The organism is Streptomyces sp. SCPE 10, assembly GCF_051980735.1.
Classification (GTDB): Bacteria; Actinomycetota; Actinomycetes; order Streptomycetales; family Streptomycetaceae; genus Streptomyces; species Streptomyces misionensis.
The window spans coordinates 981,102-1,005,931 of sequence record NZ_CP197069.1 but is presented as its reverse complement, the minus strand read 5'-3'; the positions used below and the strand labels follow the sequence as shown (position 1 = coordinate 1,005,931).

Annotated in this window: 27 protein-coding genes; 8 read left to right on the top strand and 19 right to left on the bottom strand. The window is 73.8% G+C overall.

Going from position 1 to position 24,830, the window contains the following annotated elements; genetic code table 11:
- Positions 1-7: 7 nt before the first annotated feature.
- Positions 8-751, bottom strand: coding sequence for an SDR family oxidoreductase (locus tag ACSP97_RS04675; RefSeq protein WP_440556415.1), 744 nt, complete (start codon positions 749-751; stop codon positions 8-10).
- 98 nt (positions 752-849) lie between these two features.
- On the opposite strand from ACSP97_RS04675, the gene ACSP97_RS04670 reads away from it, so the two are divergent.
- The gene (locus ACSP97_RS04670) at positions 850-1,752 is read left to right on the top strand and encodes a LysR family transcriptional regulator (RefSeq protein ID WP_440556414.1); all 903 of its coding nucleotides are present in this window, start codon (positions 850-852) and stop codon (positions 1,750-1,752) included.
- 174 nt (positions 1,753-1,926) lie between these two features.
- Positions 1,927-2,322, top strand: a complete 396-nt coding sequence (locus ACSP97_RS04665; RefSeq protein ID WP_355149099.1) for a luciferase domain-containing protein — start codon at positions 1,927-1,929, stop codon at positions 2,320-2,322.
- A 23-nt stretch (positions 2,323-2,345) separates the two neighbouring features.
- On the opposite strand, the gene ACSP97_RS04660 is transcribed toward ACSP97_RS04665, so the two are convergent.
- Positions 2,346-3,125 (bottom strand): DeoR/GlpR family DNA-binding transcription regulator, encoded by a 780-nt coding sequence (locus ACSP97_RS04660; RefSeq protein ID WP_355149097.1) that lies wholly within the window; start codon positions 3,123-3,125, stop codon positions 2,346-2,348.
- Between the two features lie 149 nt (positions 3,126-3,274).
- Here ACSP97_RS04660 and ACSP97_RS04655 point away from each other — a divergent pair, with 149 nt between their 5' ends.
- Both ACSP97_RS04655 and ACSP97_RS04650 read left to right on the top strand, forming a co-directional pair.
- A complete protein-coding gene (locus tag ACSP97_RS04655) occupies positions 3,275-4,177 on the top strand; it encodes an SIS domain-containing protein (RefSeq protein ID WP_355327084.1) in 903 nt (300 codons plus the stop codon).
- A gap of 39 nt (positions 4,178-4,216) precedes the next feature.
- Positions 4,217-5,077 carry a class II fructose-bisphosphate aldolase gene (locus ACSP97_RS04650; RefSeq protein ID WP_355149093.1) on the top strand — a complete coding sequence of 287 codons (861 nt, stop codon included), beginning with the start codon at positions 4,217-4,219 and terminating at the stop codon, positions 5,075-5,077.
- A 144-nt stretch (positions 5,078-5,221) separates the two neighbouring features.
- Here the strand turns inward: ACSP97_RS04650 and ACSP97_RS04645 are convergent, their stop codons facing one another.
- Complete coding sequence (locus tag ACSP97_RS04645; RefSeq protein ID WP_440558551.1) at positions 5,222-6,355, bottom strand: methyltransferase; 1,134 nt, start codon at positions 6,353-6,355, stop codon at positions 5,222-5,224.
- A gap of 96 nt (positions 6,356-6,451) precedes the next feature.
- On the opposite strand from ACSP97_RS04645, the gene ACSP97_RS04640 reads away from it, so the two are divergent.
- Both ACSP97_RS04640 and ACSP97_RS04635 read left to right on the top strand, forming a co-directional pair.
- Positions 6,452-7,174 carry an alpha-ketoglutarate-dependent dioxygenase AlkB family protein gene (locus tag ACSP97_RS04640; RefSeq protein ID WP_440556411.1) on the top strand — a complete coding sequence of 241 codons (723 nt, stop codon included), beginning with the start codon at positions 6,452-6,454 and terminating at the stop codon, positions 7,172-7,174.
- Between the two features lie 47 nt (positions 7,175-7,221).
- On the top strand, positions 7,222-8,457 hold the full coding sequence (locus tag ACSP97_RS04635; RefSeq protein WP_355149089.1) for an ROK family protein: 1,236 nt from the start codon (positions 7,222-7,224) through the stop codon (positions 8,455-8,457).
- Positions 8,458-8,475: 18 nt separating this feature from the next.
- On the opposite strand, the gene ACSP97_RS04630 is transcribed toward ACSP97_RS04635, so the two are convergent.
- The 5 genes from ACSP97_RS04630 to ACSP97_RS04610 form a co-directional block, all read right to left on the bottom strand.
- The gene (locus ACSP97_RS04630) at positions 8,476-9,384 is read right to left on the bottom strand and encodes a phosphotriesterase family protein (protein ID WP_358674119.1); all 909 of its coding nucleotides are present in this window, start codon (positions 9,382-9,384) and stop codon (positions 8,476-8,478) included.
- On the bottom strand, positions 9,381-9,590 hold the full coding sequence (locus ACSP97_RS04625; RefSeq protein ID WP_355149085.1) for a hypothetical protein: 210 nt from the start codon (positions 9,588-9,590) through the stop codon (positions 9,381-9,383). The genes ACSP97_RS04630 and ACSP97_RS04625 overlap by 4 nt, the downstream gene beginning before the upstream one ends.
- Before the next feature lie 14 nt (positions 9,591-9,604).
- Entirely contained in the window at positions 9,605-10,183 is a 579-nt protein-coding gene (locus ACSP97_RS04620) for a TetR/AcrR family transcriptional regulator (protein ID WP_355149083.1), read from the bottom strand.
- A gap of 81 nt (positions 10,184-10,264) precedes the next feature.
- Entirely contained in the window at positions 10,265-10,909 is a 645-nt protein-coding gene (locus tag ACSP97_RS04615) for an ATP-binding protein (protein ID WP_440556407.1), read from the bottom strand.
- A 327-nt stretch (positions 10,910-11,236) separates the two neighbouring features.
- The gene (locus tag ACSP97_RS04610; protein ID WP_355149079.1) at positions 11,237-11,560 is read right to left on the bottom strand and encodes a hypothetical protein; all 324 of its coding nucleotides are present in this window, start codon (positions 11,558-11,560) and stop codon (positions 11,237-11,239) included.
- A gap of 311 nt (positions 11,561-11,871) precedes the next feature.
- Here ACSP97_RS04610 and ACSP97_RS04605 point away from each other — a divergent pair, with 311 nt between their 5' ends.
- Both ACSP97_RS04605 and ACSP97_RS04600 read left to right on the top strand, forming a co-directional pair.
- Positions 11,872-12,996 (top strand): PLP-dependent cysteine synthase family protein, encoded by a 1,125-nt coding sequence (locus ACSP97_RS04605; protein WP_355149077.1) that lies wholly within the window; start codon positions 11,872-11,874, stop codon positions 12,994-12,996.
- Between the two features lie 47 nt (positions 12,997-13,043).
- Positions 13,044-13,667: a class I SAM-dependent methyltransferase gene (locus tag ACSP97_RS04600; protein WP_355527048.1), complete on the top strand. Its 624-nt coding sequence runs from the start codon at positions 13,044-13,046 to the stop codon at positions 13,665-13,667.
- Between the two features lie 91 nt (positions 13,668-13,758).
- On the opposite strand, the gene ACSP97_RS04595 is transcribed toward ACSP97_RS04600, so the two are convergent.
- From ACSP97_RS04595 to ACSP97_RS04545, 11 genes are all read right to left on the bottom strand, one after another.
- A complete protein-coding gene (locus ACSP97_RS04595) occupies positions 13,759-13,965 on the bottom strand; it encodes a hypothetical protein (RefSeq protein ID WP_355149073.1) in 207 nt (68 codons plus the stop codon).
- Complete coding sequence (locus ACSP97_RS04590) at positions 13,943-15,799, bottom strand: carbamoyltransferase family protein (protein ID WP_440556404.1); 1,857 nt, start codon at positions 15,797-15,799, stop codon at positions 13,943-13,945. The genes ACSP97_RS04595 and ACSP97_RS04590 overlap by 23 nt, the downstream gene beginning before the upstream one ends.
- A 1-nt stretch (position 15,800) precedes the next feature.
- Entirely contained in the window at positions 15,801-16,007 is a 207-nt protein-coding gene (locus tag ACSP97_RS04585) for a hypothetical protein (RefSeq protein ID WP_355327060.1), read from the bottom strand.
- 11 nt (positions 16,008-16,018) lie between these two features.
- Positions 16,019-16,936, bottom strand: coding sequence for an SGNH/GDSL hydrolase family protein (locus tag ACSP97_RS04580; protein ID WP_388290405.1), 918 nt, complete (start codon positions 16,934-16,936; stop codon positions 16,019-16,021).
- 40 nt (positions 16,937-16,976) lie between these two features.
- The gene (locus ACSP97_RS04575; RefSeq protein ID WP_355149065.1) at positions 16,977-17,912 is read right to left on the bottom strand and encodes an NAD(P)/FAD-dependent oxidoreductase; all 936 of its coding nucleotides are present in this window, start codon (positions 17,910-17,912) and stop codon (positions 16,977-16,979) included.
- A gap of 3 nt (positions 17,913-17,915) precedes the next feature.
- Positions 17,916-19,208, bottom strand: a complete 1,293-nt coding sequence (locus tag ACSP97_RS04570; RefSeq protein ID WP_440556401.1) for an MFS transporter — start codon at positions 19,206-19,208, stop codon at positions 17,916-17,918.
- Positions 19,201-20,103, bottom strand: coding sequence for a phytanoyl-CoA dioxygenase family protein (locus tag ACSP97_RS04565; RefSeq protein WP_358296861.1), 903 nt, complete (start codon positions 20,101-20,103; stop codon positions 19,201-19,203). The genes ACSP97_RS04570 and ACSP97_RS04565 overlap by 8 nt, the downstream gene beginning before the upstream one ends.
- Before the next feature lie 34 nt (positions 20,104-20,137).
- The gene (locus ACSP97_RS04560) at positions 20,138-22,015 is read right to left on the bottom strand and encodes a carbamoyltransferase C-terminal domain-containing protein (RefSeq protein WP_355149059.1); all 1,878 of its coding nucleotides are present in this window, start codon (positions 22,013-22,015) and stop codon (positions 20,138-20,140) included.
- A gap of 109 nt (positions 22,016-22,124) precedes the next feature.
- The gene (locus tag ACSP97_RS04555) at positions 22,125-23,711 is read right to left on the bottom strand and encodes a radical SAM/SPASM domain-containing protein (protein WP_355527063.1); all 1,587 of its coding nucleotides are present in this window, start codon (positions 23,709-23,711) and stop codon (positions 22,125-22,127) included.
- A gap of 152 nt (positions 23,712-23,863) precedes the next feature.
- Complete coding sequence (locus ACSP97_RS04550) at positions 23,864-24,031, bottom strand: hypothetical protein (protein WP_180332364.1); 168 nt, start codon at positions 24,029-24,031, stop codon at positions 23,864-23,866.
- A gap of 264 nt (positions 24,032-24,295) precedes the next feature.
- Positions 24,296-24,757, bottom strand: coding sequence for an SRPBCC family protein (locus tag ACSP97_RS04545; protein ID WP_440556398.1), 462 nt, complete (start codon positions 24,755-24,757; stop codon positions 24,296-24,298).
- Between the last annotated feature and the right edge of the window lie 73 nt (positions 24,758-24,830).

The window sequence follows — 24,830 nt, the reverse complement described above, 5'->3', positions numbered from 1 at the left end:
AAAGACCCTAGAGCTGCGAAGCCCCGCCGTCGACGGGGAACTCGGCGCCTGTCGAGAAGGTCGCGCCGAACGCCAGGTACGCCACCGCCGCGGCCACCTCCTCGGACGAACCCAGCCGCCCCATCGGGTTGTTGCTCCGGTAGGTGTCCTTCATCGTCTCGGCGACGTCGGCTGGCAGGGAGCGGTCCAGGATGCCCGTGTCGATCGGGCCGGGGCTCACGGCGTTGACCCGCACCCCGCGCGGCAGCAGCTCGCGGGCCAGGGTGCGCGTTATCGACCGCAGGGCCGCCTTGCTCGCCGAGTAGACGCTGAGCCCGTCGAGGCCCAGCACGTTCACCACCGAGGTGGTGAGGACCACGCCGCCACCCTCGCGCAACAGCGGCGCCAACGCCCGCACCGTGAAGTACGCGCCCTTGACGTTGATGTCGAAGACCGTGTCGTACATCTCCTCCGTCGTCGCGTCGAGCGGCGCGGACGCGGTGACGCCCGCGTTGACGAACAGCGCGTCCACCGAGCCGAACCGCTCCCCGACCGTGCCGGCCAGCGCCTCGACGTCCTTCAGGGACGCGGCGTCGCTGCGGACGGCGACCGCCCTGCCCCCCAACCGCTCCAGTGCGGCGTCCAGCGTGGACTGTGTGCGGCCGGTGATCAGAACGTGTGCCCCGCCGTCCGCGAACAGCCGGGCCGCGGCCAGGCCGATACCGCTGCCGCCGCCGGTGATCACGATCTTCTTGTCGTCGTAAGTGGTCATGCCCCAAGCCAAATGTCCGGCCGCACACCCTGTCCAAGACCTGTTCCGCATGCCGTCATGCCCCGGGTGCATGACGACGTGCGACGTACGCTGAGCGCATGGACCTCGATCTGCGGCTCGTGCGGTACTTCACGGTCGTGGCGGAGTACGGCAACTTCGGCCGGGCCGCCACCGGTCTGCACCTGGCGCAGCCGTCGCTGAGCCGTCAGATCCAGCGCCTGGAGACCCGGCTCGGGGTCCGGCTCTTCGACCGCTCGCCCCAGGGCACCAGCCTCACCGACGCGGGGCAGGCGTTCCTTCCCCGGGCCCGTAAGCTGCTGCGTGACGCCGAGGAAGCCGCTCGCACGGCCAGAGCCGCCGGCCGGCCCCGCACCGTCACCGTCGGCTGCGCCGAGGGACTGGTCGTCACCGCCTGTGTGCAGGAACTGCGCCGCCGGCACCCCGACGTCCACGTCCGCACCCGGCACCTCGACTGGCGGGACACGCGCGCCCTCGCCGAGGGGCGCGTCGACGCCCTCATCGGCTACCGGCCCCTGCCCTTCCCCGCGGACGGCCTGCGGGTGACCGGACTCCACCGGGAACCACGGGTGCTCGCCGCGTCGGTGGCCCACCGGCTGGCGCACGAGAAGACCGTCAGCCTGCGCGCCCTGGCGGGCGAGGGACTGGTGGCCTGCGCCAGCACCCCGGTGGTCTGGAGCACGCCCAAGCCGGTCGGCGACCGTCCGGCACCGCCCCCGCCCGCGATGGACGACAGCTTCGAGGACAAGCTGGAACTCATCGCCACCGGACACTGCGTCGCGCTCTTCCCCGCCGGCGATCGACGCGCCGCGGTGCGCGAGGACATCGCCCTGGTGCCCGTCACCGACATCGACCCCTGCGAGATCGTGCTCGTCACCCGCGCCGACGACGCCGACCCGCTGCTCGGGTCGCTGGAGGACGCCGCACGGACGTCGCTCGGCCCGGCCGCCCGGCGTGAGAGCGGTGAACGGCCCGTCACCTGACCTCGAAGTGGGTGCCGGCGGCGGGGATTTCGGCGGGCGACGGTCAAGTTCCGGATGATCTGGCCAGTTTGTGCTCGTACGTGTGTATGGGTGGATGAATCCGGCGCGGACACAGGTCGGTTAATGCTTGTTCACGCGCTGGTTGCAACGGGGTGAGCGCGTCATGATGGGCCCATGACGTTGGCCTCGCGCGCGCTCGCGCAATTGGCGACCTGGCCGGACCTGAGACAGGCCGTGCCGAGCTGCGGTCAGGGACAGGCGGTGAGCTCCGCCAAGGGTGAGATCGTCCACTTCCACTCCGAGCGCGATGTCGATCTGCGGCTGACCGACCGGGCGATCCGCCGGTTCGCGAAGGACCTCAGGCACACGGGTGCGATCAGGATCGTGCCCGGCTCGCAGTGGGTGACCCTGCGCCTCGACGCCGCGAGCGACGTGGATCTGCTGCTGACCCTGGTCAGCGTGGCGCTCCAGGCGCAGCAGACCCCGTCCGACCCGGCCGAACGGCCACTGGTCGGGTGCAACGACCAGCGAGGCGCCGGGTTCGTGAAGGCGGATCTCGGGGTGTTCTGAGGCCGGCCGGGCGCGGCGCGGTGTCAGACGGTGACGACCCGGATCCCGGCCTCCTCGAAACGGCGGACCGACTCCGGGTCCGCCGCCGCGTCCGTCACCAGCGTGTCCACCAGGTGCGCGGGGCAGATCCGGGCGAACGCCCGCTGGCCCAGCTTGCTGGAGTCCGCGGCGACCACCACGCGTTCGGCGCGCTCGCACAGCAGCCGGTTGATCGCCGCCTCGGCCTCGTCGTGCGCCGCCGCGCCGTGCGTCACGTCGAAGGCGACCACCCCGAGCACCGCCACGTCCAGCCTGATCTGCCCGAGCACCCCGTCCGCGAGCGGCCCGATCAGCTCGTACGACTGCGGCCGGGCCACCCCTCCGGTGACCACGATCTTGAACTGGGGCCGTACGGCCAGCTCGTTGGCGATGTTGAGCGCGTTGGTGACCACGGTCAGCGCCGGGGAACCGGAGGTCAGATCGCCGCGCACGGCCAGGGCGCGGGCCACCTCCGTGGTGGTCGTGCCGCCGGTCAGCCCCACCGCCTCGCCCGGTGCGACCAGTTCGGCCACCGCCCGGGCGATGCGCTGCTTCTCGGAGGCGCGGCGGGCCGTCTTGTAGCGCAGCGGCAGCTCGTAGGAGACCCCGTGCACCACCGCGCCGCCCCGGGTGCGGACCAGCATCTGCTGCTCGGCCAGCTGGTCGAAGTCCCGGCGGATCGTCGCCGCCGACACCGCCAGCTCCGCCGCCGCCTCCTCGACGTCCAGCCGGCCGCGCTCCACGAGCAGCTCCAGCAGCGCCTTCCAGCGGGCGTCCCGGGACATCCGCGGCCTCCGTCCTCCGGTCCTTCTCCGAGCCGTGACCCTAGCGCACCCCCCTGATGCGCCCCCGACCCCCCGGAAATGCTTGATTGTGCTTGAAAGGTCGCTATACCTTGCAGGAACAATCAGTCAGGTCAGGGGAGGGTGCGCAGATGACCCATGTCGAGGACGAGCTGACCAGCCAGCCCGCGTGCTGGACACGAGCGGCCGAGGAGGCGGGGCGGCACCGGGACGCGCTGCCGGCGCCGGGCGAACGGGTCGCCGTCGTGGGCTGCGGGACCTCGTACTTCATGGCGCAGTCGGTGGCCGCACTGCGCGAGGGCGCGGGACAGGGCGAGACCGACGCGTTCGCCGCCTCCGAGTTCCCGCACGGACGGTCGTACGACCGGGTGGTCGCCCTGACCCGCTCCGGCACCACCACCGAGGTGCTCGATCTGCTCGGCCGGCTGAAGGGGACGGGGGCCCGGACCACGGCCGTCACCGCCGACCCCGCGACACCCGTGACGACCGCCGCCGACGATCTCGTCGTCCTGGACTTCGCGGACGAGCGCTCCGTCGTGCAGACCCGGTTCGCCACCACCGCCCTCACCCTCCTGCGCGCCCATCTCGGCCTGCACTCGGACTCCGTCGTCGCCGACGCCCGCACCGCGCTCACCACCGACCTTCCCCGGGGACTGGTCGAATGCACCCAGTTCACCTTCCTGGGCCGCGGCTGGACGGTCGGGCTCGCCAACGAGGCCGGGCTGAAGATGCGCGAGGCCTCCCTCTCCTGGACCGAGGCCTACCCGGCGATGGAGTACCGGCACGGCCCGATCAGCATCACCACGGCGGGCACGGCCGCGTGGATGTTCGGCGAGGCACCCGACGGGCTCGCCGAACAGGTCCGCGCAACGGGCGGGTTGTGGGTCGGGGGCGTCCTCGACCCGCTCGCCGAACTCGTCCGCGCCCAGCGGCTCGCGGTCGCCGTCGCCGCCGCGCGGGGACTCGACCCCGACCGGCCCCGCCATCTCACCCGCTCGGTGATCCTGACCCCGGACGCCGCCGAGACCGTCTGACCCGTTCCCGCCGTACCGCGCCCCGGAAGGACACCCGAAGTGCCCCTCGCGTCCACCGGTGAACTGGTGACCCGTGCCGCCGAAGCCCGCAGCGCCGTCGCCGCGTTCAACGTCATCACACTGGAACACATCGAAGCCGTCATCGCCGGTGCCGAGGCGGCCGGCGCCCCCGTCGTCCTCCAGGTCAGCGAGAACGCGGTCAAGTTCCGGTACGGGCGGCTGCTGCCGCTGGCCCGTGCCGCCGGCGCCGCCGCCGAACGCGCCGCGGTCCCCGTGGCGTTGCACCTGGACCATGTGCAGAGCGACGACCTGCTGCGGCAGGCACCGGACGCCGGGTTCAGCTCGGTGATGTACGACGCGGCCCGGCTGCCCTACGCCGACAACCTCGCCGCGACCCGGGCCGCCGCGGACTGGGCGCACTCCCAAGGGCTGTACATCGAGGCCGAGTTGGGGGAGGTCGGCGGCAAGGACGGGCGGCCGCCGCTGGACGCCCATGCGCCCGGTGCCCGTACCGATCCCGCCCAGGCGCGGGACTTCGTCGCCGGGACCGGGGTCGACGCCCTCGCCGTCGCCGTCGGCAGCAGCCACGCCATGACGACCCGCACCGCCGCCCTCGACCACGCCCTGCTCAAACAGCTGTCCGCCGCGCTGTCCGTGCCGCTGGTGCTGCACGGGTCCTCCGGGGTGCCGGACGACGGCCTGGTGGCGGCGGTCGCGGGCGGCATCGCCAAGGTCAACGTGGGTACGGCGCTCAACATCGCCATGACCGGGGCGATCCGGGAGTTCCTCGCCGCGCATCCGGAGGCGGTCGACTCGCGCAAGTACCTCAGCGTGGGACGGGAGGCGATGGCCGAGGAGGTGCGGCGGATCATCGGGGTGCTCGCCGCGGACCGGGGCTGACACGACTCCTCGCCCTTGCGGGGCGGCTCGGCGGGTGCCGGGGCGGCGGCGACCCGCGCGGGTCGACGTGGCAGGCCCTGGTCGGGACGGCGCCCACCCCACCGAACCCCCGTTCCGTGCCAACGACCCTCCAGGCCGGTCCGGTCAGCCCCGCTTCACCGCCCTCAGCAGCACGAACTTCGGGTCGCTGGCGACGAGTTCGCAGTTCCCGAAGATCCGCTTCAGTGTCACGTGATAGCCCAGGTGGCGGTTGCCGATCACCCACAACTCGCCCCCGGCCCGCAGCACCCGCCGTGCTCCGGAGAACATGCGGCGGGCCGTCGCGTCGGTGGTCGCCTGGTGGGAGTGGAACGGGGGGTTGTTCAGCACGAGGTCCACGCTGTCGGGGGCCACCCCGGTGAGTCCGTCGCCGACGCGGAACTCGGCGTGTCCGGGCACCCCGTTGGCCTTGTAGGTGGCCTCCGCCGAGGCCACCGCCTGGAACGACTCGTCCACGAAGAGCACTTCGGCGGCCGGGTCGGCGAGCGCCACCGCCGTACCGACCACACCGTTGCCGCAGCCCAGGTCCACCACGCGGGCCGGGCCCGGGCCGGGCAGGTGCCGCAGGAGGAAGCGGGTGCCGATGTCCAGCCGTTCGGCGCAGAAGACGCCCGCGTGGTTGACGACCGGGCGCCCCGAGATCGCGCCGACGTCGTCCGGGAGGTCGTAGACGTGCGGCCACGGGTTGGCGGGCCGGCGCAGCGCCGGGTCGGGCGTGCAGAGGATCAGCCGGGCCTTCTGGCGGGCCAGCGAGGTCCGGGTGGGGCCGAGGATCCGCTCGAAGAGCCGGAGCGTGGAGGTGTGGATCTCCTTCACCATGCCGGTGCCGATCACCACCGTGCCCGCGTGCACGGCCGGCGCCAGCCGCAGCAACTGGTCCTCCAGCAGCGCGAGGCTCTTCGGCACCCGCACCAGCAGCACATCCACCCGCTCGGGCGGCCGGTCCCGGGTGGTCAGCAGCGGCACGGCGCCGGGTTCGACACCCGCCCGCGCCAGATTGGCACGGGTCGCCTCCTGGCCCAGGAACGAGTCGGTGATCTGGCTCGGCCGGTGCGCCGCCAGCGCCGTGGCCAGCGCGCCCCAGCGGTCCCCGAGCACCACCACCCGCCCGGTGAGCGGCACCCGCTCCTCGGCCAGGTGCCGCAGCAGATAGGCGTCGGAGGCGTCCCAGGCACGCAGCCGGTCGCGGGGATCCTCGGGGAAGCGGGACAGCTCGACCTCGCCCCACGGTGTCGTCATACGGTCGCTCATCGCGCTCCAGGCTAGCGGAACCGCAGCTCAGGCCCCCTTGGGGCGGGAGGGCCCCGGGGCGGCCCGGTGGGGCAGGATGGGGAGGTGGACGCGGAACTGTTCCCCCGTTTGCGCGCGGACCTCGCGCCCGGCGCCGTGCACCTGCCGGACTGGCTGCCCGCCGAGCGGCAGCGCGAGCTGCTGGCCGCCTGCCGGGACTGGGCGCGGCCCCCGGCCGGACTGCGCACCGTGCGCACCCCGGGCGGCGGCACCATGACCGCCCGCCAGGTCTGTCTCGGCCTGCACTGGGGCGTCGTACGCGCCTGCCCCGAGTGCCGGCGGGCCGTACGGGACAACCCCGAGTGCCCCGGACCGCACTCGTACCCGTACGCCTACACCCGCACGGCCCTCGACGGCGACGGCGCCCCCGTCAAGCCCTTCCCCGACCGGCTCGGCCGGCTGGCCCGGCGCGCGGTGGCCGAGACGCTCGGCCCGGACGCCGTGCCCCGCGACCCGTACGACATCGCCCTGATCAACTTCTACGACGGCGCCGCGCACATGGGCATGCACCGCGACAGCGACGAACGGGCGGACGCGCCCGTGGTCTCGCTGAGCCTCGGCGACGCCTGTGTCTTCCGCTTCGGCAACACCGCGACCCGGACCCGGCCCTACACCGACGTCGAGCTGCGCAGTGGCGACCTGTTCGTCTTCGGCGGGCCCGCCCGCACCGCCTACCACGGGGTGCCCCGCGTGCACCCGGGCACGGCGCCGCCCTGGCTGGGGCTGGCCGGGCGGCTGAACATCACGCTGCGGGTGAGCGGGCTGTGACGGCGGCGCGGGCCACCGGGGATGCGGATCATGGGAGACTCGCCCTCATGAGCGGCAAGGCGGAACCCCGGGCGGCGGGGGAGAGGACCACCAGGGCGCGGCTGGACCGGGGGCGGGGCGCGCTCGGTCCCGCGCTGGAACTGGTGCACACCGGGCGGGCACCGACCCGGGCCGTGCTCACCGCGGAACTCGGCGTCACCCGGGCCACGGCCGGTGCGGTCGCCGCCGAGCTGGAGGCCCTCGGCCTGATCCGGGTGGACGTCCGGCCGGCCGCGGCGGCCGGCTCCCAGGGCCGCCCCTCGCACCGGCTGGACGTCGCCGAGGACGGCCCGGTGGTGCTGGCCGCGCAGGTGCACGCCGACGGCTTCCGGGCCGCGCTGGTCGGCCTCGGCGGGCGGATCGTGGCCACCGCGCCCGGCCGCCAGACCGTGGACGCCGACCCGGCGAAGGTGCTCGGCGCGGTCGTCGAGGCGGGCGCCGAACTGCTGCGCGGCACCGGCCGCCGCTGTGTCGGCGCCGGACTCGCCGTGCCGTCCGCCGTCGCCGAACCCGACGGGCTCGCCCTCAACCCCCTGCACCTGGCCTGGGCCGTGGGCGCCCCGGTCCGCCGCATCTTCGCCGAGTGCGTGCGCGCGGCGGGCATCACCGTGCCCGCCTTCGCCGCCAACGACGTCAACCTCGCGGCGCTCGCCGAACACCGGCACGGCGCCGGCCGGGGCGCCCGCGACCTGCTGTGCGTGGCCACCGGGCATCGGGGCGTCGGCGGCGCCCTGGTCCTCGACGGCCGTCTGCACACCGGCAGTTCGGGGCTCGCCCTGGAGGTCGGGCACCTCACCGTCAACCCGGAGGGCCGCCCCTGCCACTGCGGCGGCCGGGGCTGTCTGGACGTCGAGGCGGACCCGCTGGCGCTGCTCGTGGAGGCGGGCCGCGCACCGGGCCCCGAGGTGTCCCTGCTCCAGCAGGCCAACGACCTGCTGCTCAACCAGTACGACGACCCCGCCGTGCGCAGGGCCGCCGAGGCCCTGATCGACCGGCTCGGGCTCGGGCTCGCCGGTCTCGTCAACATCCTGAACCCCGACCGCATCATCCTCGGCGGGCTGCACCGCACCCTGCTGGACGCCGACCCGGGCCGGCTGCGCGCGGTCGTCGCCGACCGCAGCCTGTGGGGGCAGAGCGGCGGCGTGCCGATCCTGCCCTGCACCCTCGACCACAACAGCCTGGTCGGCGCGGCCGAGCTGGCCTGGCAGCCGGTGCTGGACGACCCGTTGGGCGCGCTGCGCTGAACTCCCTGGCGGCGCGGCCTACTTCCAGTCGACCGCGAACGCCCGCGACGGGTGCTCGGTGAGGATCCGGTCCACCAGGTCCTGCCCCAACTCCTCCGCCAGCCGCGGCCGTACCCGCCGCAGCAGGTACGGCATGCCGGGCCCGCCGTCGACCGAGCGGGCCCCGGCGGTCACCGTGTCGCCGCCGAGCAGCAGCCGGTCGCCGTACCCGGCCTCGGCGAGGGACCGTACGACGGCCGGCATCCGCCAGTCGGTCGGGTGATGGGCGCGGGACGGCCCGTCGAAGGCGAGCCAGCAGCCGGACGCGGCGGCCTGCCGGTGCACCACCGGATCGGGAAAGCGGTTCAGATGGCCGAGGACCACCCGCTCCCCGGGAACCCCCAACTCGCCGCAGAGCAGGTCCAGTACGTCGAGCGCACCGGTGCCCAGCTCCAGATGGACGGCGATGGGCGCGCCGGTGGCGCGGTGTGCCTCGGCCGCCGCCGTCATCGTCCAGCGGGCGTGCTCGTCGAGGCCGTGGAAACCGCCCGCCACCTTGATCAGCCCGGCGCGCACCCCGGTGGTGCCGATGCCCTCGGTCAGTTCGGCGACGAACACCTCCGCCAGCCGGCCCCGCAGTCGTGCCACCCGCTCCGGTGCGGTGTGCGGTGCCTGGTGCAGCCCGGTCGCGCAGACCAGGTGCACCCCCGTCGCCCGGGACAGGCCGGGGAGATCCGCCGCCCGCCGCCCCATGCCGTGCGGCGTCCACTGCACGACGGCCGCGCCGCCCGCCGCCCGGAAGGCCTCCAGCTCCGCCCGCGCGGCGTCGGCGTCGTCCAGCTCCTGGCCGGGCAACTGCCTGCTGCGCAGGAAGAGATGGTCGTGTGCGTCGCAGACGCCCAGCCGCTCGGGAGCGATGTCGCCGAGGACCGTGCGGACCCGGCTCACCACTGCCGGCCGCGGGGGAGCAGGTCGCGCCCGGGGGCGGACGGATGCGGCGCGCGGAAGAGACCGCCCTCGGGCTCGGGGGCTGCGTGCTCCCGGGGGGAGAAGTGGACCAGCTCCCAGCGGTGCGGCTCGACGGCCGTCACGGCGAGCACGGCGCCGGTGTCGTGGTCCGCGGGGAGCGTCATCTCGTACCGCATCGCGTGCATCGAGTCGCCCTCCCTCAGACGGTGCGCGGTGCGAGCAGGGCGAGGAGGCCGTCGACGGCCGTGTCGAAGGCGGCCGGGGAACCGGCGGCGCGGGCGAGGACGTAGCCGCCCTGCACGGTCGCGAGGACGGTCGCGCCGATCCGCCCGCCGTCCAGCTCCGGCGCGAACTGCCCCTGCGCCTTGCCCTCTTCGACGATCCCCGCGATCCGTTCCCGGATCCAGGTGAGCGTCTCGTCCACCGGGGCGCGCAACTCGTCGCTCGCCATCACGTCCGGGTCCATGGTCAGCCGGCCGATCGGGCAGCCGCGCAGCACCGCACGCTCACGCCGCAGATACGCCACGATGCGCTCGTAGGGCGTGCCCGGCCCCCCGAGGGCGTCCTCGGCCGCGGCCCGCAGCTCCTCGGCGGTCCGCCGGATCGCCGTCAGGGCGAGGTCCGGCTTGCCCTTGAAGTGGTGGTACATGCTGCCCTGGCCGGCACCCGCGCGTTCCAGGATCGCCTTGGGACTGGTGCCCACGTACCCGCGCTCCCACAGCAGCTCGCGGGTGGACTCGATCAGTCGTTCGGAGGTGCTCATGGGAGCAGTGTACATACTGGTAGATACAGTGGTCGGCGTGGTCCACGGGCCCGGCGGGCGGGTGTGCCGCCCGCCCGCCGGGCGCCCGGAGGCCGGTCAGCGGGGCCCGCCGCCACCGGCCGCGGTGCTCGTGGCCGAGGCCGCCGCCGGGACCGGTGCCCGGGGCGCGGTGGCGGTCCCCGCCGAGGCGGCGACCGTCGTGGCGACGGACCCGGCGGTAGCGACGGCTCCCGCCGTGATGCTCGCCCGCACCGTGGCGACGGTCTCGACCGGCACCGGCGCCGGCTGGTGCTCCTGCGCGGGGCAGGGCGCGGGGGCCGGCCGGCCGGGGGTCGCCGGCAGCGTGAACCAGACGACCTTCCCGTTGTCGCCGTCCGGCCGCGCGCCCCAGCTCTCGCTCACCGCGGCCACCATCGCCAGGCCCCGCCCGCAGGTCGCGAGCGGTGTGGCGTCGGCCGGGTCGGCGTCGTCGGCCGGTACCGGCAGGCGCGGGTCGTGGTCGCGCACCGACACCGTGAGACGGTCCGGCTCGAACTCCAGCTCGACGGTGCACGACTTGTCGGGTCTTGCGTGCCGGTGGACGTTGCTGAGCAGCTCCGTCACGCCGAGCGCGGCCCGGTCTATCAACGGGTCGAGACGCCAGTAGCGCAATTGCGCAGATACGATTCTGCGGACCTGTCCGATCCGCGACGGCAGGGCTTGGAGCTCCACCGTGCAGTGCCTGCTTGGGTAACTGATCACGGCTGCGACTCCCCGATGTGAGGTCCGGAAGGGAACCGGCAAAACACGGAGAACAACGGATCCAGCAGGCCCCCCCGGGAAAGCGGCCGCCTGCTGTCGAGGCCGGCGGGCTGGTTCGCAGCGTTATCGCCGGTAAACCCAGAGTGACGTGAGACCAGCGTGGCGCAGGGGGCATCCACGCGCAACTCGCTGCATCCGTACGGACAGGGCGGGCACCACGCGGGCGTCGCGGCGGCACCGGGCACGCCCCGTCCCGGCCGGGACGGGCGGCACCGGTGCGGAGTGCGCCGGTCCCCGCCCGGGCGCCGACGACCGGCCGCGGCGCGCTCAGTCGCCGCGTCCCGCCGCCCGGCGGACCGCCTCGATGAACCTGCGGGCCGCCGGCGGCCCCGGCTCGCCGGGAGCCGGGTCCTGCTCACCCAGGGTCAGCAGATAGCGTTCGCCGTTCAGGTCGGCCAGTGCCTTGTCGTTCGGGGCGAACCACGGCTTGGAGGCGCGCACCGCCTGCACCGGCGCGCTGTCGATCTCGCTGCCGTAGCTGTTGAGCAGCTCCACCCTGCCGTCGCTTATCCGGACCTGTCCGGCCCGGGTGAGCGAACGCATACGTTTGCCGATCCGCACGCCCATGGCAGTGAACTCCGGCTCCGCCATCCCTCGCCGCCCCCTTGTGCGCGTGTTCCCGTGTTCCGGTGTGCGCCCCCGTTCGCGTGCGGGACCATCGTCCCGCACGCGAGCAGTCTGCCGCGCCGCGGCACGGAGCACCAGTGCGCGCGGGGGGCGCGCGGAACAGCGTCCCGGAGCACGCGCAGACCGCGCCGGCCCCCTTGTACGCCTGTGCCCCAGGGTCGCTTTGAGCCCTCCAAAGATGCGTTTATGCAGGTGGGAAGCGGTGTGAAAGATGCCTATGCTCAAGGTGCCGGCCGCCGGAGGCGCCGTCGGCGCAGAGCGTAAGGAGCCCCGCCGTGAGCACCACCCCACAGATCCGGACCGGCGCCACCCTCGACGTCGACCGCAGCGACCCCGCCTACCGCGGCTGGCTGAAAGAGGCCGTGCGCAAGGTGCAGGCCGACGCCAACCGCTCGGCGGACACGCACCTGCTGCGTTTCCCGCTGCCCGAGCGCTGGGGCATCGACCTCTATCTCAAGGACGAGTCGACGCACCCCACCGGCAGCCTCAAGCACCGTCTCGCCCGTTCCCTGTTCCTCTACGGCCTGTGCAATGGCTGGATCCGCCCCGGGCGCCCGGTGATCGAGGCCTCCAGCGGCTCCACCGCCGTCTCCGAGGCGTACTTCGCCAAGCTGATCGGGGTGCCCTTCATCGCGGTCATGCCCCGCACGACCAGTGCCGAGAAGTGCCGTCTGATCGAGTTCCACGGCGGGCGGTGCCACTTCGTGGACGACTCCCGGAAGATGTACGAGGAGTCGGCCCGCCTCGCGGTGGAGACCGGCGGCCACTACATGGACCAGTTCACCTACGCCGAGCGGGCCACCGACTGGCGCGGCAACAACAACATCGCCGAATCCATCTTCCGCCAGCTGGAGTTGGAGCGTTTCCCGGAGCCGGCCTGGATCGTGGCCACGGCGGGCACCGGCGGCACCTCGGCGACGCTCGCGCGCTATGTGCACTACATGCAGTACGACACCCGCATCTGCGTCGCCGACCCGGACAACTCCTGTTTCTTCGAGGGCTGGACCACCGGCGACCCGGACGTCACCTGCGACTGCGGCTCGCGGATCGAGGGCATCGGCCGGCCGCGCATGGAACCGAGCTTCGTGCCCGGCGCGATCGACCGGATGATGAAGGTCCCGGACGCGGCCAGCGTCGCCGCCGTACGCGCCCTGGAGCGGGTGATCGGCCGCAAGGCGGGCGGCTCCACCGGGACCGGGCTGTGGAGCGCGCTGAAGATCGTCTCCGAGATGGTGGCCGAGGGCCGCACCGGCAGCGTCGTCACCCTGCTGTGCGACCCGGGCGACCGGTACCTCGACAAGTACTACTCGGACGCCTGGCTCGCCCAGCAGGGCCTGGACATCGCGCCGTACGCGGCGGCGATCGACTCCCTGCTGGCCACGGGCGTGTGGCCGGACTGAGCGGTGCGCGCCCGGAAGGACCCGGGGCGTGCGGCTACGATCGGACGGTGATCCAGAGCGCAGAGCTGGCCGGTGTCTTCGACGAACTGGCCGACAGCTACGACCACGGGCACCACGAGGAGATCGCCCGGGCCCTGATCGGCCAGGTGGCGCCGGGCGCGGACGACACGGTCGCCGACGTGGCGTGCGGAGCCGGCGCCGTCGCCCTCCAGCTGGCCCGCGAACGGCCCGCCTCGGCGAAGCCCGTCCTGGCCGTCGACCTCTCCCCGGGCATGGTCGCGGTCGGCCGGGCCCGCGCCGCCGCCACCGCGAACGCCCGGATCGACTGGCGGGTGGGCGACGCCGTACCGCTGCCGGTCCCCGATCACTCGCTCGACGTCGTGTTCTGCGCCTCCTCGCTGCACTTCCTGGGCGCCCGGGCCCTGGCCGACTGGCGGCGCGCGCTGCGGCCGGGCGGCCGGGTGGGGTTCTCGCTGCCCCTGGCCACGCACTTCCGTCCCTCACCGCGCTTCGCCGAACTCCTCGCCGGGGACGTGCCGTTGCCCGCCGGCGCGCCGGAGGCGAGCGAGTGGACCGAGGCCCGCGGATTCACCGGGGCCACCTCCCGGGTACTGGCCCTGGGCACGCGGCGGGTGGTGCTGGTCTCGGCGAGCCGCCCCGACGGCGGATGACCCCTCGGCCGGACCCGGGACCGTCCCGCGTGCCGGTGCGCCGGCCGGCCGCGGGCCGCCCGGCCGGTGCGGGCGGACACCGGGCGCGGCGTCAGCCGTCCGCGCGGGTCCGGGGCGGCCGTGCGGGCGGCCGGATGCCGGGCGGGGGTTCCAGGTAGCTCGCGCGGTCGGGGTCCCAGGCACGCCGCAGCGGGTCCCGCACCGCCCGGACGCACAGCCCCGCCGGGGTGACCACCGCGAAGTACAGGGCGGCCAGGCCCAGTCGGAGCAGCCGTTCAGTCCCTCGGGATCGTGGCACGCCAGTCGCCCTCCTCCCGCCACGCGGGCTGGTCGCGCTTGTCCAGGAGACGGTCGCCGAGGACGAGGAGATCGATCCGGGTGCGCATGAAGCAGGCGTACGCCTCCGCAGGGTCGCGCACGATCGGCTCCCCGCGCACATTGAAGGACGTGTTCACCAGCACCGGGCAGCCCGTGCGCTCCCGGAAGGCGGTGAGCAGCGCGTGGAAACGCGGGTTGTGCCCGGCCGTCACCGTCTGCACCCGGGCCGAGCCGTCGACATGGGTGACCGCCGGGACCGTCGAGCGCGGCACGCGCAGCAGGTCCAGGCCCCGCACGCCGTCGGCCTCGGCCCCGCACTCCCGTCGCCGGGCCGCGGCCACCTGCGCCGTCAGCAGCATGTAGGGGCTCTCTCCCGGCAGATCGAACCAGTCCTTGGCGTCCTCGGCCGGCACGGCGGGGGCGAACGGGCGGAAGGACTCGCGGAACTTGGTCTTGAGGTTGAGGGTGGACTGCATGGCCGGGTCGCGCGGGTCGGCGAGGATCGACCGGTTGCCCAGCGCCCGCGGGCCGAACTCCATCCGCCCCTGGAACCAGCCCACCACCCGGCCCCGCGCCAGCTCCGCCGCCACCCGCTCGACCAGTTCCCGCTCCTGCAGCCGTACGGCGGGGTAGCCGCCGCGCTCCAGGAACTCCTCGATCTCGCGGTCGTGGAAGCCGGGGCCGAGCAGTGCGCCCGCCATCGCGTCCGCGCCCTTGCGCACGTGGGCGCGGGGCGCGCCCCGGCGGTGCGATTCGGCCAGGGCCGCGCCGAGCGCCCCGCCCGCGTCGCCGGCCGCCGGCTGGACCCAGAGTTCGTCGCACACGCCCTCGGCGAGCAGCCGGCCGTTGGCCACGCAGTTGAGCGCGACTCCGCCGGCCAGGCACAGCCGCCGTTCCCCGGTGCGGCGCAGGGCGGTGCGGGCCAGCCGCAGCAGCACCTCCTCGGTGACCTGCTGCACGGACGCCGCCAGGTCGAACTCCCGCTCCGTGAGGGGCCCTTCCGGTGTCCGGCGCGGCCCGTCGAACAGCTCCTCGAAGGCTCGGCCGACCATGGTCAGCCCGTACTGGAAGGTGAAGTACCGCAGGTCAAGGCGGAACGAGCCGTCCTCCTTCACATCGATCAGCCGCTGCCGGATCAGGGGTGCGTAACGGGGGGTGCCGTAGGGGGCGAGGCCCATCAGCTTGTACTCGCCCGAGTCGACCTTGAAGCCGCAGAAGTAGGTGAACGCGGAGTACAGCATGCCGAGCGAGTGCGGGAAGCGCAGCTCCGCGATTGGGACGAGCCGGGTGTCCCGGCCGTGCCACAGGGTCGTCGTCGCCCACTCGCCCACCCCGTCGACGCAGAGCACCGCGGCCGAGGGGTAGGGGCTCGGGTAGAAGGCCGACGCGGCGTGCGAGGCGTGGTGCCGGTAGGCCACCAGTGGGGGGAGCGGCCGCCCGGGCGCCAGTTCGCGCAGGCGGGCCCGCACGTCGTCCAGCGCCCTCCGCTTCCAGCCGGCCCACTGCGGGAACGACCGCCGGAACACGGGGTAGCCGTGCGGGGCGGTCGCCAGCCAGGTGGCCAGGACCCGGCGGAACTTCAGCGCCGGATCCTCGTAGAACGCGACGGCCGCCAGCTCGTCCAGGCGCAGTCCGCCCAGGTCCAGGCAGGAGCGGACGGCGTGGGCGGGGAAGCCGGGGTCGTGCCGGCGCCGGGTGAACCGCTCCTCCTGGGCCGCCGCCACCGGGACACCGTCCGCCACCAGGGCCGCCGCGCTGTCGTGGTAGTAGGCGGACACGCCCAGGACCGGGCCGCCGCCCATGCCGGTGCCCATGTCAGAACAGGGGGTAGACGGAGGCGTCGTCCTCGGGCTGCGGGCGCAGCCGGGACGGCGGCGGTGGCGCGGGCGGGTCCGCGGGCCGCTCCGGCGGGGCGGCGGGAGCGGACGGCCGGGGCCGGCCGCGGTGGCGCAGCCAGGCGGACAGGCGGCGGGCCGCCGAGGCGGGCGCCGTCCCGCCGTCCTCGCTCATCGCATCGCGCATCGAGGGGCTCCTCATGCCAGGTCGAGGTGGTGGGCGAGCTGCCGGGCCACCAGGTCGTAGCCGAGATCGGTGCCGTGCACACGGTCGATGAACAGCCAGTCCTCGGGGGCGGCGGCCTCGCCGAGCGCCACGTTCATGTCCAGGAAGGGCACACCGAGCCGGGCGCACCCCGAGGACAGCCGTTCGGCGTAGGCGCGGCCCACCTCCATGGTGGAGATGTCGTTGTGGAACCGGCGGAAGTTGGAGACCTCGTCCAGCTCGTCGAAGAGCAGCTTCTCCCGGGGCAGCGGTTCCTCGCGGACCCAGGGGGCGAGCGGCTGGAGCACGAAGGTCAGCCGGGCTCCGAGGCCGTCCGCGAGCGTCTTCCAGCCCGCGAGATGACGTAGCGTCAGTTCGGTGCTGTGCGCGACGCGTTGCTCGGGCGGCGGGACGACCTCGGGGGCGGGGCCGCAGTCGAAGAAGGCGCCGTGCCGGCCCTGCTTCTCCTCGGGCAGCCTGCTCAGCACCAGGTTGTTGACGCCGGACAGCAGCACGATGTCCTCGATGGGCGGCAGTTCGTGCTGGAAGAGGGTGAACAGCAGCAGTTCCTGGGCCGAGTTGTGGCTCTGGCCCGACAGGTTGAGCCAGGGCAGGCGGGGCGCGTGGGCGTTCCACAGGCGGGCGGTGATCGTGGCCGCGTCCCCGGTGGCGCCCACGCCGAAGACCGCGGAGCTGCCCGCGAGGACCCGCGCCGGGCCGTCCGGGCGGTCGTTGCCGACCGTGGCCCGCTGCCCGTCGGGGCCCGGGGTGACCCGGAAGCCGTGCCGGTCGGTGGTGTAGACGGGCGTCTTCTCGTTGCCGTACTGGAAGTAGCCCAGATACGGCTGGTCCTCCAGGACGAAGGTGTAGTGCTCCATGTGCGGGGCGAACTCGGCGCGGGGTGAGGTCATCGCGAAGGGGCTCCCTGGCGTGGGTGGGGTGGGCGGGTGCTCAGCGGGCCGGGGCCGGGGGCGGCGGCTCGGGCAGGGAACCGGGGCGGTCCTCGCGGATCAGGTCGGCGTTGATGGCCATGGCGGCCAGTCCGCCGCTGGCCGCGGCCATGGCGGCCTGCTGCATGTTCCGGCCGAGGTCCCCGGCGACGTACAGGCGGGGCAGGCTGGTGCGGCCCCGGTCGTCGGTCTGCACGGACTCCAGGTCCGGGGCCGTCAGCCAGGGGCGCAGCGGGGCCACCCGGGGCTCGATGTCCAGGTGCAGGAACATCGCCCCGTAGGAGGCGGTCCGGCCGTCGGCGAAGACGACCTCCAGGCCCTCCGGGTGCGGCCGCAGTTCGCGGACGCCTTCGGTGAGGACGGGCACCTTCGCGGCGGTGAGCCGGTCCTGTTCGTCCTCCGGCAGCGCGCGCCCGTCGGCGAGGTAGGTGATGTCGTCGGACCACACGGTCAGGGTCGAGGCCAGGCACTCGCTGGGCACCCCGCCGCCGTAGACGGCGAAGCGGCGCTCGCGCACCTCCCAGGCGTGGCAGTACGGGCACTCGAAGACGGCCTTGCCCCACAGCGGGGCGAGTCCCTGGAGCGGGGGCAGCACCGAGCGGACCCCGGCGGCGTACAGCAGGGTGCGGGCGCGGACGGTGCCGGACTCCTTGGCGGTGACCACCACGTGGTCGCCGCCGGACTCGGCGGACACCACCTCGTCGTCGCGGAACGTGACGTCGTAGGAGGCGAGTTGGGCGCGGGCGCGGGCCCGGAAGTCGGCGATGGCCGCGCCGTCGTTGGTGAGGACGTTGTGCATGACGCCCGCGGCCATGTTGCGGGCGTCGCCGGAGTCGACGAGCAGGACCCGGCGGCGTGACCGGCCCAGGTAGAGCGCGCCGTTCAGGCCGGCCGGCCCGCCGCCGACGATCACCGTGTCATAGAGCTGCGTGTCCAAAGGTCATCCCTTGTCGTCAGGTTCGCTGGACGGAAGTGGTGCGGCGGGCGCCGCGGGCGCGGGGGGTTCGTCGTGCAGACGGGCGAGCAGCAGCAGGGCGCCGAGGACCAGGACGCCGCCGCACACCACGAACACCGCGGGCACGCTGAGCGCGGCGGCGAGCAGGCCGCCCAGGGTCGCGCCGACGGGCATGCTGCCCCACGAGCACAGCCGGGACACGCTCATCACCCGGCCCTGGAGGTCCTCCGGGGTGAGCCGCTGGCGCAGGGACATCACGGGGATGTTCCAGCCCATCATGAAGACGCCGTTGACGGCGAGGGCGAGCGCGGTCAGTTCGGGCCGGCGGACCAGGCCGAGGATCACGTAGGCGGCCCCGGAGCCGGCCAGGGACCAGCGGGCCAGCCGTACGGTGGGCAGCCGGTCGGCGACGCGGGGGGCCAGCCAGCTGCCGGCGACGGCGCCGACCGACCCCGCGGCGAGCAGCAGTCCGTAACCGGTCTCGCCCAGCCGCAGGGTGCGCTCGCTCAGCAGCACCAGCATCGAGAAGGTCGCCGAGAACACCAGGCCGTACAGGGCGCTCGCGGCGAGCGTGCGGCGCAGGGTGCGGTGCCCGAGGACGAAGCGCAGGCCCTGGCGGATGTCGCGCAGCACCCCGGCGCGCGCGCCGGGCGGTGCCGGTGCCGGCCGGGTGCCGGCGAGCGGGGCGAGGCCCAGGAGCAGCAGCGCGGCCAGGGCGTACAGGGTGCCGCCGGTGGCGAGGGCGGCCGCGGCGGTCAGCCCGGCGAGCAGGCCCGCCACGGGCGGTCCGACCATCTCGTTGAGCAGGATCTGGGCCGCCGACAGCCATCCGTTGGCGCGTTCCAGATGCCGTGCCTCGACCAGGCGGGGCAGCATCGCGGGCGCCGCGGTGTCGGCGAGGGTCTCGGCGACACCGAGGAGGAACGCCAGCGCGTAGAGCAGCGGCAGCGGTCGGTCGGTGGCGAGCACCAGGGCCGCGCCGAGCAGGGCCGCGCCGCGGACCACGTTGCTGACGAGCACGATGCGCCGCCGGTCCACGCGGTCGGCGAGGACCCCGGCCGGCAGGGCGAACAGCAGCCAGGGCAGCATGTTGACCGTGGTCAGTCCGGCCACCGCCGCGGGGTCGGGGTGACGGGCGACGACCAGCAGCGGCAGCAGCGTACGGGTGATGCCGTCGCCCGCGTTGGAGGCGGCCGTGGACGCCCACAGCCAGCGGAACGGACGGCCCAGGTCCGCGCTCGCGCGGTGCGGGGCGAGGGGGCGGGTGGCGCTAGCCAACAACCCTCCCCTCGGCCCAGCTGCGCAGGCCCAGGAGACGCTCGCCGAGCGCGGTCAGCGTCGCGGGTCCGTACAGATCGGCCTCGGCCTTGCGGATTCCGCCCTCGGGCGGATGCGGCGGGACGCGGTCGCGCCAGAACCGCACCCGGGCCTCCCGCAGGTCGGCGTGGTCCTCCCAGGCGGGCGCCATGGTCAGGTACTGGGCCATGCGCACCCGGTCGGCGGAGACGTTGGGGTGCACGCCGTGCGGCAGCAGGCTGTTGAAGATGATGAGGTCGCCGGGCGCGACCTCCGGGGTGGTGATCGTGTACCCGGTGATGTCCGGGGTGTACGGGTCGCGGTCGGCGGGCTGGCCGCTCACCCACTTCTCCCACTGAGCGAAGATCTCCGGCACGCACTGGAAGCCGCCGATCTCCTCGTCGCCGTGGGTCAGCGAGAGCACCGCCTGGCAGCTCACGGGCAGCGGGTCGGTGGAGGTGTCCACGTCCCAGTGGATGAACCCGTCGAAGGCGCGCGGGCCCCGGTTGGGGGGATTGACGTTGGCGAAGTCGATGGTGACCCACAGGTCGGCGCGGTCCCAGATGTCGGCGAAGGCCTCGTACACCCGTGGGGTCTGCCGCGCGTCCCACTGCGCCTGGTGGTTGTACATCTCGACCAGTCCGCTGTGGCCCGGCAGGCGGTCGTTGCCGGTGTGCGGGGAGGTCCAGGTGGCGGGGTCGTCGGGCCGCATGTCGAGGAAGGAGCACAGCCCCTCCGTGAGGGCGGCGACGGTGTCCGGCGCCACCGCCTGACGGACGATCACATAGCCCTGGTCGGTCCAGTGTTCCCAGTCGGCGGGGGACAGGACGCGCAGGGGCCGGGTCTTTCGGATGTCTCGGAGTTGGGTGGCTGCCACGGACACTCTCCAGGGTGCGGTGCGGGGGCGGGGGTCACTCGGCGATCAGTCGGCGTTCGGGCAGCGCAACGGCGTCCAGCTCGGTCTCGGTGAGCAACTCCAGTGCCTCGTCGACGTGGTTGAGGATGGGGCGGCCGCCGCCGTTGGCGCTGGTGTTGATGAGCACGGGCAACCCGGTCCGGGCGGCGACCGCGTGGCACAGCCGGTGCAGCAGGGGCTGGGTGTCCGGCCGTACGGTCTGGAGGCGGGCCGTGCCGTCGATGTGCCGTGCCTCGGCGAGGAGTTCGGCCCGGTCGGGCCGTACCCGCACGGCGAACAGCATGGTCTCCGCGTGGTCCAGCGGACCGGTGAAGTACTGGTCGGCGACCTCCTCCGGGCAGATCGGGGCGACCGGCCGGAACCACTCCCGCTGCTTGATGGTCTCGGAGACGTACCGGCGGGCGCCGGGCCAGTGGGCGGAGACCAGCAGGGAGCGGTGGCCGAGGGCCCGCGGGCCGGTCTCCAGACCGCCCTCCAGCCAGGCCACGCAGCGCCGTTCGGCCAGCAGCCCGGCGACGGCCTCGACGAACTCCTCGTCGTCGGCCGCGCCGCGCACGGACAGTCCGAGGCCGCGCACGCGGGCCACGAGGTCGTCGGACGGGGGAGCGGGGTCGAGCGGGTCCAGACCGCCGAGGGACGGACCGGCGTAGGCCAGTGACGTCCAGCCCGAGCGGCCGATCAGGGCGGGCCGGTCGGCGGGGTCGGCCACGGCGAGCGCCGCGCCGAGGGCGATCCCCGAGTCGTCGCAGCAGGTGGGCACGGACACCCGGGTGAACTGGCCGCACTCGGCGAGCCGGCTGTTGGCGGTGATGTTGAGCGCGCAGCCGCCCGCGTAGCAGAGCGTGGCGTAGCTCGGGAAGCGCCGGCTGAGGCCGGTGACCAGCCGGGTGAGGTCCTGTTCGACGGCGGCCTGGAGGGTGGCCGCCAGGTCCCGGCAGACCCGGTCGTCCGGCGAGGTGCCGATCAGGGTGGTGGCGCCGTCGGCGGTGCGGATCTCGTCGGGGAAGACCGAGCCGAAGGAGTGCACGACGTCGTCGTCGCTGGAGTCGGCCAGGCCCGCGTCCAGATAGCCGCCGCTGTCCGGGTCGTACTCCCACCAGGAGTCGGCGTAGCGCAGCGCGGTGCCGGTCAGCAGGTCCTCGTCCAGCGGCTCGTACAGGTCCGGGGAGGCACGCCGGGTGGACTGCGGCAGCAGCATGGCGCGCAGTACGGGCAGCAGGGCGGCGTCGGTCTCGCCGGTGGCGGTCAGCCCGAGCAGTTTGCCGGTGTCGAACTGGCTGCCGTGGATCCGCCGGGCGAGCGCCTCGTAGACCAGGCCGAAGCGGGGGCCGGTGCGGTTGGTGAAGGACAGCACGGGCGTGAGCTGGTCGCCGTCGCCGAGGCAGACCATGCCGCACTCGGCGTAGTTGCCCGTGCCGTCCAGGGCCAGCACCAGCGCCTTGCGGGCGCCAGAGGTGTAGTAGGCGAGGGCGGCGTGGGCGTAGTGGTGGCGCACCGCGGTCAACGTGATGTCGCCGAAGCCCTTGGCCAGGGGCCAGTCGAGGGGTTTGAGCACGCGGGTCACGGCGTCCGCGAGGCCGGTGCCCCCGGTGGCCGTCCAGCGGGCGTCCTCGCCGACGAGTTCGACCAGCGCCGGGGGCAGCACCTGGCAGCGGGGGGTGTACCAGTCGGCCACCGCGATGCGGGTGACCGGGCTCGCCGCCCGTGCGCGCAGTTCGGCCAGCCATTCGGCGGCGGCCCGCGGGAAGTCGCCGTTGCCGCCGCACACATGGCGCAGGCCCAGGCGGCGCTCGGCCTCGATGACGCGGTAGCCGCCCGCGTCGGTGAGCGCGGCGCCCGCGTCGTGGCCGAAGTGCATGCCGATCGTTGCCATGGAACCAGTCACCCTTCCTGGGCCCGGACCTGGGTCGCGGGGCCGGATCGTGGATCGGCGGCCCGCCGCGCGTGCGGGCGGGCCGTTGCGGGGAGGGCCGGGGCCCGGGTCAGGACAGGGTGGCGAGGCTCTGGGTGTGGTGGCGCTCCAGGAGGCCCTGGACCACCTCGCGCATATAGGCGCAGTAGCCGGGCGACATCACCTGGATCGAGCCGTTCTCCTCCTCCAGCGCTCCGGCGGAGCCGCCCGAGCAGGTGCCCTGCAGTTCGCAGCCCTGGCAGCCGGGGCCGTTGGTGTAGGCGCGCATGCCGTAGTCCTGGTAGGCGGGTGAGGTGAAGATGCCGCGCCAGTCGTCGATGGTGCCCAGCTTGCGGGCGGTGGCCTTGCAGGCGAAGACGCTGCCGTTCGGCTCGATGGACAGCTGGCGGCCCACCGCGGGGCAGGTCTTGTAGTCGGCCTGCTCGGCCCACTTGGCGTCGTCGATGATCATCTGGAAGGTCTGGTACCAGTAGCCGCTGAGCTGGACGCCGCGCTCGCGCCCGTAGTCGACGGCGGCCAGCAGCCGCTGCGCCACGTCGTGCGGGCTGTGCTGCTGGAAGAACTCCTTGGCCTGGAAGGAGACGATGACGTCCAGGCTGTCCAGACCGGCCTCGGCGACGAAGTCGATGAGCGGGGTGCCCCACTTGTCCCAGGTGTACTGGGAGAGCACGGAGGTGATGCTCACGGGGACGCCGGCGGCCTTCATGTCGAGGATCGCCTTGCGGACCACCGGCCAGGGGGTGCGCTGCTGCTGGCCGCCGCGGAACTCGCCGGTCTCCGGGACCAGGTAGTCGATGGAGACGGTGGTGTCCACGCGGTGTTCGGCGAGGGCGGCGAGCAGTTCGTCGTCGATCCGGGAGCCGTTGCTGGTCAGGTCGTAGGAGAGCGAGACCCCGTCGTAGCGGTCGCCGAAGGTGCGCAGGACGTGCAGGATGGTGCCCCGGGCCAGGGTGGGCTCGCCGCCGAAGAACGACACCGTCAGATGGCCGCCGCCGTTGGCCTTGCGCAGCGCGATGGCCTCCTTGACGGTCTTCTCGGCCACCTCCCGCGACATGTGCATCGAGGGGTTGCGGCCCTCGTCGGAGCCGTGGTTCCAGTCGCCCCGGGCGAGCGTCGGGCCCGAGTCCTGGTGGGCCGCGGGGCCGCCGTCCTCGCGCGAGCGGCGCAGCTCGACCAGGACCGGCCCGGGTTTGACCGACTCGCCCGAGGTGTTGCGCTCCTCCACGCCGCCGTCGAAGTTGTAGGCGAAACAGCCCTGACAGGAGAAGTTGCAGGCGTTGGTGAGCACGAGCTGGATGGAGGAGTGGAACACACCGCTGCCGAGGGCGCCGCGCCGGCTCTCCAGCAGGGAGTCGATCTCCCTGGCCTCGTCGTGCCCCGCCTCCACCAGGAAGCGGGCCGCCACGAGGTCGCGCAGGGAGTCCTCGTCGACGCGCTCCCGCAGCCGGTCCCAGCTGACGCCCCCGGCGGCCTCTTTGAGGAGTTCCACGATGTCCCGGTCGATCAAGCGCGCATTTCCGAAGAGTGAATGAAAGGCCATGGTTCGCTCGTCGTCCCCGTAGGAATCGAGCCGGCCGCCGAAAGACGTGAAATCCTGGTCGCCTGCGGTGCGAAGAGTGCGGACGTAGCGCGAGGACTGGTACATCGAATTCTGCATGGCTGAGCCTTCTCCCTGCGTCTCACGACTTCCGAGGGGTCGTGCGGTGTGCGGCACGGAGCCGTTGGGGGGGCGAACCGGCCCGGTCCGGGGCCCGGTTCGCGCAAGACCGGGGCCCGGCCCGTGGACCGGGCCCCGGAAGACGTCAGCCGTCAGGCCGACGCACACTCTTTCCGCTGCTCAGCAGGGGCAGAGACGGGCTCGGCCTCCTTGCGGACGGGAGTGATGGTCGGGGCGTTGCCCTTGTCCGGCGAGACGAACGCGCAGGGGCGGGACGACGCGGTGATCGCGGGGCGGACGACCTTCTTGACTTCGGCCATGCGGCCTCCTCGGTAGGTGCGACACAACGCGTTCCAATGAAGCAGAAGAGGAGACCGCCAATAAGTCGTCATTCGGCCATGGTTGGGAAATAGCGTCTGTTGTGCAGGCGCTCGGAAGTATTGATCTTCCGGTCTGTTGAATTTGGTTCCGGTGCGCGCCCCGCGCACACCAATGCGCCCACCCGTGTCAGCCGAATACATCGGATATCGCGTCGGTGGTGGTTTGGTTCCCGGACCGGACGGCGCACGGCCGCCGCGGCCGGCTCAGGCCAGCCGCCGGTCCAGGGCCGCGATCGCCCGCCGGACGGCGCCGCCCACGCCCGGTGCGGCCAGCCGGCAGCCCAGCCGGAAGGCGGCCGTGCCGTCGAGCGCGTAGGTCACCCGGACCCGGGTCCCCGCACCGGCCGGGGTCAGCCGCCACTCCTCCACCCAGGCGCGGGCGCCCGGCGTGTTCGTGACGTCGACACGGTAGGCGTACACCCCGGGCCCCTCGGCCACCAGAACCGTCTCCCGGAAACGGAGGCCGCCGCGCAGCCGCACCTCGCGCCCGCCCTCCGTCGGCCGGGCGGCGGTCACGGCCGGGAACCACTGCGGCAGACCGGTCACGTCCTCGGCGAGGCCCCGGTACACCGACTCCGGTGCGGCGGCCATGTCCCGGCCGAACACCAGCCGTACCGGTGCCCGGTCGACGAAGTCCGGTCCGACCGGACGCAGACGCTGGGGCATGACGAAGCCTCCTCGGTCGCAACACCCGTGCGGGGAACGGGAACCGCTCGTCTTCGGCGCGCGTGTGCCGTGC

Bases quoted from the DNA above. Each gene is read 5' to 3' on its own strand.
- ACSP97_RS04675 (WP_440556415.1), bottom strand. From the start codon at position 751: ATGACCACTTACGACGACAAGAAGATCGTGATCACCGGCGGCGGCAGC.
- ACSP97_RS04670 (WP_440556414.1), top strand. From the start codon at position 850: ATGGACCTCGATCTGCGGCTCGTGCGGTACTTCACGGTCGTGGCGGAG.
- ACSP97_RS04665 (WP_355149099.1), top strand. From the start codon at position 1,927: ATGACGTTGGCCTCGCGCGCGCTCGCGCAATTGGCGACCTGGCCGGAC.
- ACSP97_RS04660 (WP_355149097.1), bottom strand. From the start codon at position 3,125: ATGTCCCGGGACGCCCGCTGGAAGGCGCTGCTGGAGCTGCTCGTGGAG.
- ACSP97_RS04655 (WP_355327084.1), top strand. From the start codon at position 3,275: ATGACCCATGTCGAGGACGAGCTGACCAGCCAGCCCGCGTGCTGGACA.
- ACSP97_RS04645 (WP_440558551.1), bottom strand. From the start codon at position 6,355: ATGACGACACCGTGGGGCGAGGTCGAGCTGTCCCGCTTCCCCGAGGAT.
- ACSP97_RS04635 (WP_355149089.1), top strand. From the start codon at position 7,222: ATGAGCGGCAAGGCGGAACCCCGGGCGGCGGGGGAGAGGACCACCAGG.
- ACSP97_RS04625 (WP_355149085.1), bottom strand. From the start codon at position 9,590: ATGCACGCGATGCGGTACGAGATGACGCTCCCCGCGGACCACGACACC.
- ACSP97_RS04620 (WP_355149083.1), bottom strand. From the start codon at position 10,183: ATGTACACTGCTCCCATGAGCACCTCCGAACGACTGATCGAGTCCACC.
- ACSP97_RS04610 (WP_355149079.1), bottom strand. From the start codon at position 11,560: ATGGCGGAGCCGGAGTTCACTGCCATGGGCGTGCGGATCGGCAAACGT.
- ACSP97_RS04590 (WP_440556404.1), bottom strand. From the start codon at position 15,799: ATGGGCACCGGCATGGGCGGCGGCCCGGTCCTGGGCGTGTCCGCCTAC.
- ACSP97_RS04585 (WP_355327060.1), bottom strand. From the start codon at position 16,007: ATGCGCGATGCGATGAGCGAGGACGGCGGGACGGCGCCCGCCTCGGCG.
- ACSP97_RS04580 (WP_388290405.1), bottom strand. From the start codon at position 16,936: ATGACCTCACCCCGCGCCGAGTTCGCCCCGCACATGGAGCACTACACC.
- ACSP97_RS04560 (WP_355149059.1), bottom strand. From the start codon at position 22,015: ATGGCAACGATCGGCATGCACTTCGGCCACGACGCGGGCGCCGCGCTC.
- ACSP97_RS04555 (WP_355527063.1), bottom strand. From the start codon at position 23,711: ATGCAGAATTCGATGTACCAGTCCTCGCGCTACGTCCGCACTCTTCGC.
- ACSP97_RS04550 (WP_180332364.1), bottom strand. From the start codon at position 24,031: ATGGCCGAAGTCAAGAAGGTCGTCCGCCCCGCGATCACCGCGTCGTCC.
- ACSP97_RS04545 (WP_440556398.1), bottom strand. From the start codon at position 24,757: ATGCCCCAGCGTCTGCGTCCGGTCGGACCGGACTTCGTCGACCGGGCA.